Raw genomic sequence first — 14,809 nt, 5'->3', positions numbered from 1 at the left:
AACAAAGTTACGGTCCATAGATGACCAGCTCGGTATCCGACAGATCGGCAATCCGGGGACACTGCGGACCCTTGAAGTATTTGCGGCCGCGCTGTCCCCTGTAGAAGCCGACCAGATCCTTCATGCGGCCGTTGGCGTCGAGGGCGAGCAAGATCCGGCCGCGCCGGAGCAGGAAGCGGCCGATGGCGCCGGCGCAGGCGACAAAGTCGGCCACGTCGGGGCAATAGATCAGCCGCATCGCTGGCAGGGGGATCCCGCGTTTGCGCATCGGCTGCAGGACGAAGGGGTAGCCGCGGCCGTCGCCCGCGCGGCACACCAGGCTTAGGCAGCCATAGGCCGCGTGCCGCGTAAGCAGCGCGACGTCGGCATCGGACAAGCCGTCGACCGCTTGCGCGCCCTGCTGAACGATTTCGACGCGCATACCCTTCGCCGGACGCGACAGCACCGGAAAAGAAAAGAACAAGCCGCCGCAATAGGCGCGGAATCCCTGGGCCTCAATGGTCCGCCAGGTCCAGAGCGCCGGGCTGATGTTAACGTAGGTGACGCGCTTGTGGCGCTGCGCGACGCTGGTCAGCATCGGGGCGTAGTTGCGGAAGGCAGGTTCCACATACCAGCTGGAGAGATTGCAGCGGATCGAGGTCCCGCCGTCATCGTTCCGCTCCGTGTAGATCAACAGCAGAACGCCGACCGGCATCCCTTCATGGTCGAGCATGTACCCGAAGCGGGGGAAACCATCGGGTACCTCGCGCACGGAAGCGCGCCGGAGCCCGTCCATCCAGTAGTCGCGCGAACGGCGGGCAAAGCCACGCGTCAGAAGGTCGGCGATCGCAGCAAGATCCGCTGGTCCTATCTCGCGGCACCGGATCACGGTCCGAACTCCATCATACAATCCGCTCCCGCTTCTTCGCCGGCAGGTCGGCGAGCGAGAGCCCGGCTAGCGGATCGCGGCCGTTGCACCGGTTCTCCATGTTGCCCGGACGCACCCATGATCTACGCCGCGGCAGGCCTGGGCCTCGTTCGATAGCTTCCGTTGAAGGCAAACGGCTTTGAGCGTCCAGCTCGCTGCGAGGCCATGTACAGCAGCCAGTTGCGGTAAATGCGCCTGGCCGGCGGATGCCAGGCGTTTCTCAGATCCTTCGCCACTTGGTCGACCGGGAAATCGGCGAAAAGCTCCGGACTTCCTTCGGAAAGGGCTTTCCGCCGGAAGGCCGTCAGAATCTCTTCCGCCTCCGAGGCGAAATAGCCTCTCGGTATCGTCGGACAGACCTCGCTCTCTCTCCGGAGGAAACGACCCATGTCCCTTCTGAATTCAGCCAACAGGCTATGGGTGTCGTACTCCGGATGGCCCTGAAAATTGACGAAGAGGCTCTTCCCCTGTTGCTTGACGAAGCAGTCGACGCCGGCCTCTGCCGACTTGGTGAGAACGGAATACCCGCAGCTCTCGACAGCCCCCTCCTGCACCTCGTTCCACCGGGCGTGCGGTGTTCTGAAGGTCGCCGGAACGTTGCGCATCAAGGGATGATCTCTCGTCTTCGTTTGAGCGAAGACGCCGATGCATTTGGCAGGCAGCTTGTGGCGCTCCACACCATCCAGGTGCAGGACGGCCCCATGGACGGCCAGACAGGAAAACACCGAAGAAACGGTGCTCTCCCTGGCCCAGTCGATGATTTGGACGAAGGTGGACCAGTATGGTTCTTCCGGCAGGCTGGCGGCTTTCGGTTCGGCGCCGGTCACGATCACTCCGTCCAGGCTCCTGTTCAGCAGATCGTCGGTGCCACGGTAGTAGCGACGCACGTAGTCGCGCCCCCAGTCCGAACGGGGCGTCGTCTCCATCGTGTAGAAATGCAGCCTAACCAAGAGCTCTCCGGCCGCCGCGCCGAGCAGGTCGAACAGCTGGCGCTCGGTGGACATCAAGGCGGCATCCGACATGTTGTTGATCAGCCCGATATCGAGACACTCCTTCCGGTTTCCCGGGGACTCGGCGCCGCTTCCGTTGCGCGCTCTTGAGAAGAGGTGGTGTTCGTACGAGTCTATATTTACTAGGACGGGCATCGGAATGCCTTCATGGTTGACCTCAATTCAATCTGCGGCACGGAGCGCCTGATCGAGGTCGGCGATGATGTCGTCGGCGTGCTCGATACCAACGCTCAGTCTGATCATCTCGGGCCGCACGCCGGCCCGTTCCTGCTCCTCGGGCGACATTTGCCGGTGGGTGGTCGATGCCGGGTGGCAGGCAAGCGATTTCGCGTCCCCGATATTGACCAGCCGCTTGAACAGTTTCAGCGCGTCGTAGAACCGCTTGCTGGCCTCGAACCCTCCAGCCACGCCGAAGGTCAGCAGCGAACACGCGCGGCCGCCCAGATATTTCTGCGTCAGCGCGTGATAGGGGTTATCTTCAAAGCCCGCGTAGTTGACCCATCCGACGCGGCGGTCGTCGCGCAGAAACCGCGCGACCTTCTCGGCATTCTCGACGTGCCGCTCGATCCGCACCGCGACGCTCTCGATGCCCTGGAGCAGCAGGAAGGCGTTAAAGGGCGCCAGGATGGAGCCGGTGGTCCGCTGGGAAACGGCGCGGCAGCGGGCGATGTAGGCGGCGGCCCCGTAGCGCTCGGTGAAGACCAGCCCGTGGTAAGATTTCTCCGGCTCGTTCAGCATCGGAAAGCGCCGGGCATGCTTCGCCCATGGGAACCTGCCGCTATCGACGATGATACCGCCGAGCGTGGTGCCGTGCCCGCCCATGAACTTCGTCAGCGACTCCACCACGATGTCCGCTCCGTATTCGATCGGCCTGAGCAGGATCGGGGTAGGAACCGTGTTGTCGACGATCAGCGGCACGCCGTGCCTGTGGGCGACCTCGGCTATCGCTTCGATGTCGCAAACATTTCCGGCCGGATTTCCCACGCTCTCGCAGAACACCGCACGCGTATCGTCGTCGATCAGTTTCTCCATGCTCGCCGGACTGTCGTCTTCCGAGAACCGGACCGTGATGCCCTGCCTCGGCAGGATGTGTGCGAACAGCGTATGCGTGGTGCCGTAGAGCTGCGGGACCGAGACGATGTTGCTGCCCATCTCCGCGATGTTGACCACCGAATAGTTCACCGCGGCCTGGCCACACGCCACGCTCATCGCCTCGACGCCTCCTTCCAGGGCGGCAACGCGCTTCTCCAGCACCGCGTTGGTCGGATTGCCGATCCGCGTGTAGCGAAAGCCGTCCACTTCGAGGTTGAAGAGCGCGGCGCCATGGTCGGCACTGTCGAAGGCGTACGAGGCGGTCTGATAGATCGGGACGGCGACGGCTTTGGTGGTCGGATCGTTGTCGAAGCCGCCGTGTACGGCGAGGGTCTCTCTTTTCATGGAGGTCGGCCCTTCGGCTATTCGGTCGCGGGCTACCTCGGGAGTTCGTTGGTGCATTTCAGTTCCTCGAATGCCGTCGTCGGCTACCGGTCGTTCCGCGGGAAGTCGAGCAGATCCCGCACCGCAGACGGCCACCTTGCGACGGACTTGCCGTGGGTATGGAACATGGCGACGGCGAGACGATCCATTCCGAAGGCCACGCAACCAGTATGGGCGGGCTCACCGGTCGCGTCCCTAATGCCCCAGGTGGTGCCGAAGTGATCGCGGTGATAGTTGAAGCTCATACATGCAGTCGGTTTTTCCTCGGAGCGCAAAGGCACCAGCAACTCGAATTTCAGCGACTGCTGCTTTTGGCTCACCGCCATCATCTGGCCGACCCGGCCGAAGAACGGATCGCTGGCATAGTCGACCCTGAAGGTCAGCCCGAGATCGCGGGCGATCTCCTGAGCGCGCACCATCCAACGCTCGCGGAACGCCGAGACGTGGTCGGGGCTGCCGATGCAGACGTATTCGCGCATCCTGAAGGACTGCAGCCGGTCGAGATGGCGCGAGGGCTCGCGACGGAAGCAATCGGCGGCCACGTCGAAACATAAGCCGCCCGCCGGCAAGGGACCCCGGCTCGCCGCGATCGGATAGACCGGATAGCAGGCGGCCGGCGACAGCACGAGGTCGGCCGGTGAAAGTGACATGGTCCAGTCGCCGCCAGCATCGAAACGGCTGACCGCCGCGTCGATCTCACTGTCCGTGCCGTGCAGGCCGCAGACACAGCCGAGCAGGTTCGGAAAGCTCTTCAGATAACCCGACTTCTCAAGCTGCGCGCGGCTCATGACGGGAGGAAAGCGCATCACCTCGGTGTCCGGTTCGCGGTGCCGCGTGATCAGCGCCGCGAGCCGCTCCACGACGTCTTCATAGAGCGCGGTGCGGGCATAGACACCCGGAGAGCCCATCTTGTGGAACAGCACGTCGGCAAGATGGTCCAGCGGATCAGCCTCAGCCTGAGTGGGTTCCGCCGGTGCAGCAAACATGGCTACGTTCATACCAACCCCATTTCTTCGAGAAAAAAAATCAATCGCGCAGGGACGCCGGGACGGCGCTCATCAGAGTGGCGCTACCCATGCTGGCAAGGATGCGATCGTTGTTGATCATGATCGGAGCCGACAGCACGTCGCGGAGATGGCGGCCGACACTGACATCGGTGTCGTTGCGATAGCCGGACAGGCCGCACGCGCGCATCGCATGCATGACGACCGTGACTGCGAGTTCCGAAGCCTCCACCTTGAGAAGGTTGATCGAGGACTGGAAGTCGATGGACGAAAGCGCGCGCTCGTCTTGTTCGCGGGCCGCAAAGGAATCGAGGTTTGCGGCGATGATGGCGCGCAGTTTCGTCAGAGTCATCTTGGCGGAGGTAAAATGCGGCGCGCCGGGAGGAAGGTTGCCGCCGGCCCCGCGGGCGGCCTTGCGGATGAAGAGCTGCGCCCGGTCCACTGCCGCAGCCGCGATTCCCGCCCAGACCGACGACCAGCATAGGTGCGCGACGGGCGTCATGGTCTGCGCATGGACCTTTTCGTATGCCACCGGGAATATCTGTTCCGCCGAGCCCTTGAAGCTCAGCTTGAAGCCGGCGCTGCAGGTGCCACGCATGCCGAGCGTCTCCCATGCGAGAGTTTGCTCCAGCGTGTAGTCGTCACGTGTGATGGCCAACAGTACCTGATCGGATCCGGTGGCGTCGTCGGAGCGGCGGGCGATGGTTACGATGCCGTCCGCCTCGGCGCCGTAGGAAATCACCGTCGCGTCGCGCACCAGCGAGATCTCGGCGCCCTCGTGCTCCACCGCGGCCGAGCTGAAGCGAATGTTTCCACCGTTCTGGCCTTCCGTGGTCGAAGACGCCAGGAGCATTTGTTCGGCCGCCACGCGGCGCATCAGCCTTTCGTGCCAGCTGCTGCCCGCGCCGTGACGGACCAGACAGGCGATCTTGGTCTGATGCATCGCGAAGATCATCCCGGCCGATGCGCAGGCGCGTCCGAGCGCGTAGCACATGTCGGCCACCTCGGAAATCGACGCGCCGTCGCCGCCGAACTCGATCGGGATCTGGGCGCCTAGAAGTCTTTCCGCGCGTGCAGCGTCGATCGCCTTCTGCGGGAAGCGCGCTTCGCGGTCGACCGCTACGGCCTCCGACGCCGCAGCCTCCGCGACGGCGGCAACTCGCTGCTGGAACGAAGCGCGATCGGGAGAGAATGGCACTCGGCTGGCTTCCCGAGCGAGACTGCGGAACTGGACTTCCTGCACATTCATGGCCCAACAGCTCCCATTTGGATGGTTTGATGGTCGAAGACCCCGACGGGTCGAGACGAATTCCGCGAGTGCGATGGCGGCAATCTAACCGACCGCAGTTGCGGTGTCGGCGGCGCAAAGGTGGATGTTGCCGAGAACGTGCTCCCAAGCGGGGTACCCCCGAAGTGGAGCTACTGACCTGAGCTGCAGTCAGGTATCGTGACGTCGATCAAGATCTGCCCCGTCACGCGATGAGTGGAGCTGAAATGCAAGACTTTGCCGCCAACGTCCAAGAGCGTGTTCTTTCCGTCGTCAGGAACGTCCTTGCGCAGAACGCTATCATTGCGGATGTCCACCCGGAGTCCCGGCTGGTGGATATCGGACTGGACTCGATGGATATGGTTGCGCTGATGCTCAAGGTCGAAGCCGAGTTCGATCTCACCCTTCCCCAGCCCGAGATCACGCCCGAGAATTTCCAATCGGTGAAGACGCTGGAGGTTATGATCCTCAACCAACTCGGACCCGCGACGGGATAAGGGAGTTGGACAGAGATGCGTCTTGTGCGATCGAGCGAAACCTCATCGACAGTGATCGCAAGATCGCGCGCGGTCCGGTGCGCCTCGTCACTCCTTCCGCCGCAGCTCTGCCGCCTCGCAACCTGGTCGGCGCGAGCAAAGATCGAAATCACTTGGGTCAAATCATGAAAGCAGGCGCACTTCAGCGGGCGACTGAAAGCGGTGACCCGCGACCCAGACCGTCTGCCACCAAGGCCTGGCTGAAGGCCATCGAACTGACCTCGCGGATCGAGGCCGAACCGCAACGGCTGTTCGCCGACGTCGTGGAAGAATGGGCGAAACGGCAGCCCGAACGCCCTGCACTGCTCTCGGACCGCCAATCCTTCACCTACGGGGAGCTCAGCGCCCGGATCAGCCAGTATGCGCGCTGGGCGCGGAGCCTGGGCGTCCGCGCCGGCGACACCGTCTGTCTGCTGATGCCGAACCGGCCGGAGTACGTTGCCTGCTGGCTCGGAATCAGCAGCGTCGGCGGTACGGTGGCGCTAATCAACACCCGGCTGGTCGGCCGGTCCCTTGCCCATTGCATCGACGTCGCGCGTGCCGACCACATCATTCTTGCCGCCGATTGCATGAATGCGTTCGAAGCCGCACGTCCGCACCTGGATCGCGTGCCCCAGATCTGGAGACTGGGTCCTGGCAGCGCTGGCGCCGATCTGGATGCGGCGCTCGCCGGCACGGATCCACGCCCGCTGTCCTCCGTCGAGCGCGGCGACGTCACTATCAATGAACGCGCCCTGCTCATCTACACCTCGGGCACCACGGGATTGCCAAAGGCGGTAAACGTCAGTCATCGCCGCATCCTCAGCTGGGGAGGATGGTTTGCCGGGCTGACAGACGCTTCCATCCACGACCGCCTTTACAATTGCCTGCCGCTCCATCATTCGGTGGGCGGTGTCGTCGCGCCTTGCAGCATGCTTCGCGCCGGCGGTTCAGTCGTGATCGCCGAGAAGTTCTCCGCGGAAGACTTCTGGGACGACATCATGTATTTCGACTGCACCGTCTTCCAATATATCGGTGAACTCTGCCGCTACCTTCTGAACGCACCGGCCTCGGGGCTGGAGGTCGGACACGGGCTGCGGCTCGCCGTCGGCAACGGATTGCGCGACGACATCTGGGAGGCGTTCGCGAAGCGGTTCGCGATTCCGCAGGTCCTGGAATTCTACGCCGCGACGGAAGGTAATTTTTCGCTGTTCAACTTCGAGGGAAAACCCGGCGCGATCGGCCGTGTCCCGCCGCTGCTGGCGCATCGCTTTCCCGCCTCGATCGTGAAGGTCGATGCCGACAGCGGCAGCCCGGTCCGCGGCGACGACGGGCTCTGCATCGCCTGCACCCACGGCGAGGTCGGCGAGGCAATCGGGCGCATCGGCACCGCAGATCGGGGTGGCGGACCTTTCGAAGGCTATACGGAGCCGGCCGAGACCGAGAAGAAGATTCTCCGCAACGTGTTTGCGGAAGGCGATGCCTGGTTCCGGACGGGCGATCTGATGCATCGGGATCAGCAGGGCTACTTCTATTTCGTCGACCGGGTCGGCGACACCTTCCGTTGGAAGGGCGAGAACGTCGCGACCAGCGAGGTGAACGACGCGATCAGGGACTGCCCCGGCGTTGTTGACGCCTCAACCTACGGGGCCGCCGTCCCCGGTGCCGACGGCCGCGCCGGCATGGCGGCCTTGGTCGTGGACCAGCATTTCGATCTTGGGATCTTCGCCGAACACCTGTCGCGCCGGCTCCCGGTCTATGCCATTCCGGTCTTCGTCAGGTTCTGCGCGGAACTCGACGCCACCGAGACCTTCAAGATGAACAAGCAGCGGTTGATCCGCGAGGGATTCGATCCTTCCGTCGTGAGCGACCGGCTGTTCCTGCGCGATCCGGCGACCCGCGCCTATCGTTCGATCGACCGGGCCGTCTACGCGCGCGTCGCGGAGGGCGGAATCAGGTTTTAGCATCGGCTCGAAGAGCCGTTTTTTTGAAGAGGTGAGGTGTTCATGTCGGTAAAGTTGAGGATTTTTTCGGCGATGCAGCAGATCGCTGAAGAGCAAAAGGTCACCCTTCCGCCGCTCCGGGACGATCTGGCGCTGCAGGACACCGGGTTCGATTCTCTGGCCTTCGCGATCCTGGTCGCGCGGCTGGAAGACGATCTCGGCATCGATCCGTTCACCATCGCGGAAGACGCCGCCTTCCCGTCGACCGTCGGCGAGTTCATCAGAGCATACGAGAATGTCCCAGCCTGACGTCTTAGCGCTTCGCGAGTATCTCGGCCCGGAGCTGAAGGGCCGCACGATTTCCGATGCCCGGCACGTCATATCGCTGACCGACATTCTCGGGTACAGCTGTCTGATCGGCAGATATCGCGAGCTGTCCGGCCGCTCGGTGCTGCTTGCGACGTCGGGACAGCTGCAGTCTGCGCTCGCGATGATCGAGCTCGACGGCGTCGCTCGCCGCATGCTTCTGTGCCCGCCCGACCTCGATCCGGATCACATCGAGGGCCTGCTTGCGGATGCCGAGATCGACGCCATCGTGACCGACAGGCCGCTGCACCGATGGGATGATGGCGCGTATCTGGTCGTCGGCGCCGGTCTACCTGAACGGCCGGGTGCGGGATGGAAGACCGAACGCGCGACCGAGTGGCTGATGCTGACCTCGGGCACATCCGGGCCGCCCAAGATCGTCGGCCATACGCTCGACGGGCTGGCCGGCGCGATCATCGCCGACGGTGCTGCGCGCTACCAGAACGCTACCTGGGCGACGTTCTACGACATCCGTCGCTACGGCGGCCTGCAGATCTTCCTGCGCGCGGTGATCGGCGGCGGATCGATGGTGCTGTCGGAGCCCAAGGAAGCCACCGTCGATCACGTGGCACGGCTGCGCGCGGGCGGCGTCACCCACATTTCCGGGACGCCGTCGCACTGGCGCAAGCTCCTGATGAGCAGCGCGGTCGCGGACTTCTCGCCACGCTATGTCCGCCTGTCCGGCGAAATCGCCGACCAGGCGGTGCTCGACGGCCTCGCCCGGGCGTTTCCGCATGCGTCGATCGGCCATGCCTATGCTTCGACCGAAGCCGGCGTTGGTTTCGCGGTCAACGACGGGCGCGAGGGTTTTCCCGCCGACCTGATCGGGCAGAACCGCGACGGCGTCGAGATGAAGGTCGTCGACGGCTCGCTTCGGATCCGCTCGCACCGCACGGCGCGCTCCTATGTCGGCACCGGCGCGCCGCAGCTCACCGACGCCGAGGGCTTCGTCGACACCGGTGACTTGGTCGAACTGCGCGACGAGCGTTACTACTTTGTCGGCCGGCGCACCGGCATCATCAACATCGGCGGGCTGAAGGTCCATCCCGAGGAGGTCGAGACCGTGATCAATCGGCACGAGTCCGTCCGAATGTCGCGCGCGCGGTCGCGCAGAAGCCCGATCACTGGCGCCATCGTGGTCGCCGACATCGTCCTCGCCGACGGCACCGAGGCTGGTCGCCACGAGACGATCCGTACGGAGATTCTCAGCCGGTGCAACGACGCGCTGGCAGCATACAAGGTGCCTGCGGTGATCCGCTTCGTCGAGCGGCTGGACCTCACGGCAGCCGGCAAATTGACGCGCGCCGATGCATAACGTCCTCGTCACTGGCGGCAGTCGCGGCATCGGGCTTGCGATTGCACGCAGGCTTGCCGCATCCGGCGACTACAACGTGGTGGCGGTCGCGCGCCGCGAGAGCGAGGAGCTGGGACAGGCCATCCGCGAGGCGGGTGCGGACCGCCTGCACTTCAGGGCGTTCGATCTCGGGCAGACCGACAAGATTCCCGCCTTCGTGAAGGAACTGCGCGACGCCTTCGGCGCGATCTATGGCCTCGTCAACAATGCCGGGATCAGCGCCGAAGGGCTGCTGGCCAACACGCGCAATTCCGAGATCGAGGCGTTGATCCGTCTGAACGTGCTGTCGCCGATCGTTCTGACCAAATACGTGGTGCGCCATATGATGGCCGACGGCGCCGGGCGCATCGTCAACATATCCTCCATCATCGCCTCGACCGGCTACAACGGCTTGGCCGTCTACGGCGCGTCCAAGGCAGCGGCCGGCGGATTTACCCGTTCGCTGGCCCGCGAGGTCGGCAAGCTCGGCATCACCGTGAACGCGATCGCGCCCGGCTTCGTCGACACCGAATTGACCAAGTCCCTGGACGACGACGGCCGCCGGCGGATCGCCGGCCGCAGCGCGTTGCGCCGCCTGCCCGAGGCCGACGACATCGCTTCGATGGTCGAGTATCTGCTGGGCGAAGGCGGTCGGAACATCACCGGCACTGTGCTAACGGTCGACGCCGGCAACACTGCCTAAGTGTAGCCGCCCCTCACCTCGGCCTACCCTGGCATGCCGGGGAAACAGCGGCTGAACACTTCCCGAACAGCGATCAGACTGCCAAGCTGACTCTCCAGCTCCTGCACGCGCTTTTCGCCGGCTATCATCTGCGACTCGTATTCTTTGATCATGGACGCGTCCTTGGCATCCCGGGTCAGATATTCTTCGTAATCCGTGCCCGCGACAAAGGAAGCCAGATCGCGGGCCGCATCTACTCGCCCACGCAACGCGTCCCTCTCCTTCTGAACTGACGCAACCGCGGCGCTAATCGCGGCCGAAATCGAACCGAACCGTTCGCTATCGGTCTGAGCATCGCGCTCAGCGGAACGAACCTTGAAACTTCGAACCATAGCCGGTCTCCTTGTCGCACCAGCTTCGTCGCATCACCGACCCTGTTCGCCGGGCGCCAGAAGATAGCGCATTCTAGCTTCATCTCGAATGTCGAAACGGCCTGAGGTGGCTCTTTAGAGGTAACCCGCGTTGAACGACCCGTTGGGCGCCCCCAAACTGGCCTCTTCATTCTTTGTGGGATAATCTAATCCCATCCGTTCCGGGAGAGTTAGCAATCTGCAACTCGCGTAGCCGGGACGCTGTTGAGCCGTGCATATTTTTCAATCCGCTGAGGTGATCGATGCCGCTTGCGCTTATTGAAACTGGCCATTTGAACGTGGATCTCAAGCCGTCGCCGATCGAGCCATCCTGGATCCTTGAAGGCAATCCGGAAGCCCGCTCGCATGTGCTGTCGACCAGCGCGGACGGCGCTGCCACAACCGTGATCTGGTCCTGCACCGAGGGCAAATTCAACTGGTACTACGATGTCGACGAGACCATCGTGATCCAGGAAGGATCGATCGTGCTTGAGAGCAAGGGCATGCCACCGAAACGTTACGGCGTCGGTGACGTGATCGTTTTCCACAACGGTGCCCACGCCAAATGGCATGTCGAGGGCTATGTGAAGAAGGTCGCCGTCTTCCGCCAGACCAGTCCGTTCTTGCTCGGTTTGGCCGTTCGCGCCGTCAACAAGCTGAAGCGGACGCTCGCCCCCGTCCATTGACTTCCTGACTGCCGATCCGCCATGCGGAGCATTCAGATATTGCTCGGCCGCGACCGCGCAAACGGTTCGCGGTCTGCGTGGCGGCTATCTGGCCAAATTCTTGAAAAGCTTGGTGGGCGCACCAGGGCTCGAACCTGGGACCCGATGATTAAGAGTCATCTGCTCTACCAACTGAGCTATGCGCCCGGACTTGGTCCGGAAAAGCCTTCGCAAGAGGGCGTCGTTTAGCAAAGCGATTCCCCGATGTCCAGCAAAGCTGACGGAGTTTTCCCGGCCTTTGGCGTGGGCCCGGAAAGGCAAAAAGCCGCTGGATTTCAGCGGCTTCCGCCCCTAGAGCCTTTTCCGTTCCGATTGAATCGGAACGGGGCTCTAGATTCATGATTTGACGCGCTTTCTTGACGCGAACCGGTATCCACTTCGCTGGAAAACGCCCTACCCGGGCCGAACTCGGCAAACCTGCGCTCAGAGCCGCTCCGGGCCCCCTCGGTCCGGCCCGTCATCCCGGTCATAGCGGTTGCGGTTATAGCCGCGGTCCCGGCCGCCATCGTCGCGATCCCGCTCAAAACGCTCCATCCGGCGCTCCCGCCAGCCTTCGCCACGACCATGAAACCGGTTCATTCCGGTCAGCACGGCCAGGCGGCGCTTCTGGCCATCATCCAGCGTCTTGTAAAGCGGATCGGCCGCGTCAGCGATTTTCTTCATGGCGGCCGCCGAAGTCGCCATGTTGTCGGCGCGCTCGCGCAGGCGCGTCAGCGGATCATCCGGCTTCTGCTGGCTCGAATCGTCCCGCCGCGTATCCATCCGCGCATTGGCGCGATCGATCCGCAGTTTGGCGAATTCCCGCACCGCGGTTTCCACCGCCGGCCACAGCTTTTCCTGGTCGGCGGTCAGCTTGAGCCCGGCATGCACGGAGGCGATCCGCGCGTCGGCAAACGCCGCCCGGTCTTCCGGGTTCATCCGCGTATGCCCGTAGCCCCAATGACGGTGCTGGGCATAGACCGCCGTAGAACCGGCGATGGCGAGCACCGCGACCGCGGCGATGGCGAACTTCCTCATGCTGACCTCCGTTGAAAGGTTGCATGAAGATGGGCCCGCGGCTGCCGGCAATCAACTTAACGATAGGCAAGAGTGCCTTCCCTTACCAAGATGTAATGTCGATGAACTTCGTCTGTCCAGATCGTTAAAGCATCCCGAGGGTACGCGGCAGCCACAACGACAATTCCGGGATGTAGGTGATGAGGCCGAGGAAAACCAGCAGCGTGACCAGCCATGGCAGCACCGCGATCGACAATTCGGTAATGCCCATCTTGGCGATGCCGGAGGCCACATAGAGATTGAGGCCGACCGGCGGATGGCACATGCCGATTTCCATGTTGACCACGATCATGATGCCGAAATGCACCGGATGGATGCCGAGCTTGACCGCGATCGGATAGAGGATCGGCGCCATGATCAGCACGATCGACGACGGCTCCATCACGTTGCCGGCCAAGAGCAGCAGCAGGTTCACCACCAAAAGGAAGGTGATCCAGGTGATGCCGCTGTTCGTGATCCAGTTCGACATCGCCTGCGGGATCTGCTCGCTCGTCATCAGGAACGAGAACAGCACCGCGTTGGTGACGATGTAGAGGATCATCGCGCTCATGTTGGCGGAGATGAGCAGGACTTTTGGCACGTCCTTCCACCTCAGGTCCTTGTAGATGAACATCTCGATCAGGAAGGCATAAACCGCGCTCATCGCCGCGGCTTCGGTCGGCGTGAACCAGCCGAGATAGATGCCGCCGAGAACCACGACTATCAGGGAGACGCCCCAGAACGAGTCTACAAACGCCGTGAACGCCTCGCCCCACGAAGCCTTCTCGACCCGCGGAATATTATTCTTCCACGCGCGATACCACGTGGTCCCCGACAGCATGATCGCCAGGATCACGCCCGGCACCATGCCGGCCATGAACAACTGCCCGACCGAGGCAGAGGCGACTTTCTCGCCATTCGGGCCAAAGTAAACCGCCCCGCTCGTCGCCACCGCATAGATCACCATGATGATCGACGGCGGAATGAGGTTGCCGAGCGCGCCGCCGGTGACGATGACCCCGGCGGCAAAGCGCTTGGGATAGCCGACCGACAGCATCGCCGGCAGCATGATCGAGCCGATGGCGACGACGGTTGCGGGCGAAGACCCCGACACCGCCGAGAACAGCGCGGCTGCCATGGTGGCGGCGATGCCGAGCCCTCCGGGCCAATGGCCGATCATCGTTCTGGCAAAAGCGATCATGCGTCTGGCGACGCCGCCATGGGTCAGAAAGTTGCCGGCCAGGATGAAGAACGGGATCGCCATGATCTCGAACTTCTCGATGCCGGTGAAAAGCTTCAGCGCCACGGACTCGATCGGCACCGAGGTCATGAAGAACAGGAACGTCAGCACGGTCAGGCCGAGCGCGATCGAGATCGGCATGCCCGTCAGCATCAGGGCGACGAGCAGCCCGAAGATCATCAGCGTGATCATCGGGCGATCCCCCCAGCGCCGACACCGGGCGCATCGATCTCCACGCCCTCGACCTGGGTTTCGTCGTGATGCGGCAGATGCCCGGTATGCCAGAAATTATTGGCCACCTGCAGGAAGCGGAAGCACATCAGGTAGGAACCGAGCGGAACGCAGAGATAGGTGATCCAGCTCGGAATCTCCATGTCGGCCGTCACCTGGTCGGTGTGGTAGAGCCCCCAGACGAACTTCGCCCCCATGGAGCCAACGACGAACGTAAACAGCGCACCGCACAGCAGACTGAACATGACGGTGACTTTGCGCTTATTCGGACCGAGCTTGTTGACCAGTACGTCGACGCCTACATGGATGCCGGTGCGCACGCCATAGGCGGCACCGAACTTCGCCATCCACACGAACATGATGATGCAGAGCTCCTGCGCCCATGCGAGGTTGATGGGAAACAGGTACGGATAGAAAAGAGGAATGCCGACCAGATAGCGATGCATCACCGCGATGAAGATAATCACCGTGGCCGCCGCGATCAGGAATGTGATCAGCAGTTCCTCGAGCCGGTCGAGGATGCGTAGAAACATCTATATCCCCCAATTATCGAACTTCGTCATGGCCGGGCTTGTCCCGGCCATCCACGTCTTTCTAGCTGCTAAGCGAGTAAGACGTGGATGCCCGGCACAAGGCCGGGCATGACGAAGAACGATTTACTTGCC

The 14,809-nt window shown here is 63.0% G+C and carries 15 protein-coding genes and 1 tRNA gene; 6 read left to right on the top strand and 10 right to left on the bottom strand.

Translation table 11 applies throughout. The annotated features are described in order from the left end of the window. Window positions 1-7: 7 nt before the first annotated feature. The 5 genes from JQ597_RS08930 to JQ597_RS08910 form a co-directional block, all read right to left on the bottom strand. Window positions 8-889: an acyl-CoA acyltransferase gene (locus tag JQ597_RS08930; RefSeq protein WP_212263830.1), complete on the bottom strand. Its 882-nt coding sequence runs from the start codon at window positions 887-889 to the stop codon at window positions 8-10. Between the two features lie 101 nt (window positions 890-990). Further along, window positions 991-2,052, bottom strand: a complete 1,062-nt coding sequence (gene metA / locus JQ597_RS08925; RefSeq protein WP_212263829.1) for a homoserine O-succinyltransferase MetA — start codon at window positions 2,050-2,052, stop codon at window positions 991-993. Between the two features lie 27 nt (window positions 2,053-2,079). After that, window positions 2,080-3,354 carry an O-acetylhomoserine aminocarboxypropyltransferase/cysteine synthase family protein gene (locus tag JQ597_RS08920; protein WP_212263828.1) on the bottom strand — a complete coding sequence of 425 codons (1,275 nt, stop codon included), beginning with the start codon at window positions 3,352-3,354 and terminating at the stop codon, window positions 2,080-2,082. A gap of 83 nt (window positions 3,355-3,437) precedes the next feature. Then, window positions 3,438-4,391 carry an amino acid--[acyl-carrier-protein] ligase gene (locus JQ597_RS08915; protein WP_212263827.1) on the bottom strand — a complete coding sequence of 318 codons (954 nt, stop codon included), beginning with the start codon at window positions 4,389-4,391 and terminating at the stop codon, window positions 3,438-3,440. Between the two features lie 28 nt (window positions 4,392-4,419). Further along, a complete protein-coding gene (locus tag JQ597_RS08910) occupies window positions 4,420-5,646 on the bottom strand; it encodes an acyl-CoA dehydrogenase family protein (RefSeq protein WP_212263826.1) in 1,227 nt (408 codons plus the stop codon). Window positions 5,647-5,891: 245 nt separating this feature from the next. Between JQ597_RS08910 and JQ597_RS08905 the strand changes: the two genes are divergently transcribed. The 5 genes from JQ597_RS08905 (at window position 5,892) to JQ597_RS08885 (ending at window position 10,524) form a co-directional block, all read left to right on the top strand. Next, on the top strand, window positions 5,892-6,161 hold the full coding sequence (locus JQ597_RS08905) for an acyl carrier protein (RefSeq protein WP_192738752.1): 270 nt from the start codon (window positions 5,892-5,894) through the stop codon (window positions 6,159-6,161). A gap of 164 nt (window positions 6,162-6,325) precedes the next feature. Further along, a complete protein-coding gene (locus tag JQ597_RS08900; protein WP_212263825.1) occupies window positions 6,326-8,143 on the top strand; it encodes a long-chain-acyl-CoA synthetase in 1,818 nt (605 codons plus the stop codon). Window positions 8,144-8,185: 42 nt separating this feature from the next. Beyond that, on the top strand, window positions 8,186-8,431 hold the full coding sequence (locus tag JQ597_RS08895; protein ID WP_212263824.1) for an acyl carrier protein: 246 nt from the start codon (window positions 8,186-8,188) through the stop codon (window positions 8,429-8,431). Continuing rightward, window positions 8,418-9,803, top strand: a complete 1,386-nt coding sequence (locus JQ597_RS08890; protein WP_212263823.1) for an AMP-binding protein — start codon at window positions 8,418-8,420, stop codon at window positions 9,801-9,803. Before JQ597_RS08895 ends, JQ597_RS08890 begins: the two co-directional genes overlap by 14 nt. Next, window positions 9,796-10,524: an SDR family NAD(P)-dependent oxidoreductase gene (locus JQ597_RS08885; RefSeq protein ID WP_212263822.1), complete on the top strand. Its 729-nt coding sequence runs from the start codon at window positions 9,796-9,798 to the stop codon at window positions 10,522-10,524. The genes JQ597_RS08890 and JQ597_RS08885 overlap by 8 nt, the downstream gene beginning before the upstream one ends. A 23-nt stretch (window positions 10,525-10,547) precedes the next feature. On the opposite strand, the gene JQ597_RS08880 is transcribed toward JQ597_RS08885, so the two are convergent. Then, window positions 10,548-10,895: a hypothetical protein gene (locus tag JQ597_RS08880; RefSeq protein WP_212263821.1), complete on the bottom strand. Its 348-nt coding sequence runs from the start codon at window positions 10,893-10,895 to the stop codon at window positions 10,548-10,550. 281 nt (window positions 10,896-11,176) lie between these two features. Here JQ597_RS08880 and JQ597_RS08875 point away from each other — a divergent pair, with 281 nt between their 5' ends. Then, a complete protein-coding gene (locus JQ597_RS08875; RefSeq protein ID WP_211998602.1) occupies window positions 11,177-11,599 on the top strand; it encodes a cupin domain-containing protein in 423 nt (140 codons plus the stop codon). A 110-nt stretch (window positions 11,600-11,709) separates the two neighbouring features. Here JQ597_RS08875 and JQ597_RS08870 read toward each other — a convergent pair. From JQ597_RS08870 to JQ597_RS08855, 4 genes are all read right to left on the bottom strand, one after another. Then, a tRNA-Lys gene (locus JQ597_RS08870) sits at window positions 11,710-11,785 on the bottom strand. Between the two features lie 276 nt (window positions 11,786-12,061). Next, the gene (locus tag JQ597_RS08865) at window positions 12,062-12,655 is read right to left on the bottom strand and encodes a Spy/CpxP family protein refolding chaperone (protein ID WP_212263820.1); all 594 of its coding nucleotides are present in this window, start codon (window positions 12,653-12,655) and stop codon (window positions 12,062-12,064) included. Window positions 12,656-12,779: 124 nt separating this feature from the next. After that, window positions 12,780-14,105, bottom strand: a complete 1,326-nt coding sequence (locus JQ597_RS08860; RefSeq protein WP_212263819.1) for a TRAP transporter large permease — start codon at window positions 14,103-14,105, stop codon at window positions 12,780-12,782. Then, window positions 14,102-14,677: a TRAP transporter small permease gene (locus JQ597_RS08855; protein ID WP_212263818.1), complete on the bottom strand. Its 576-nt coding sequence runs from the start codon at window positions 14,675-14,677 to the stop codon at window positions 14,102-14,104. Before JQ597_RS08855 ends, JQ597_RS08860 begins: the two co-directional genes overlap by 4 nt. Window positions 14,678-14,809: the final 132 nt, after the last annotated feature.

Origin of the sequence: Bradyrhizobium sp. AUGA SZCCT0177, from assembly GCF_018130125.1 — a bacterium.
Lineage (GTDB): Bacteria > Pseudomonadota > Alphaproteobacteria > Rhizobiales > Xanthobacteraceae > Bradyrhizobium.
This window is presented reverse-complemented; position numbering and strand designations above follow the sequence as displayed.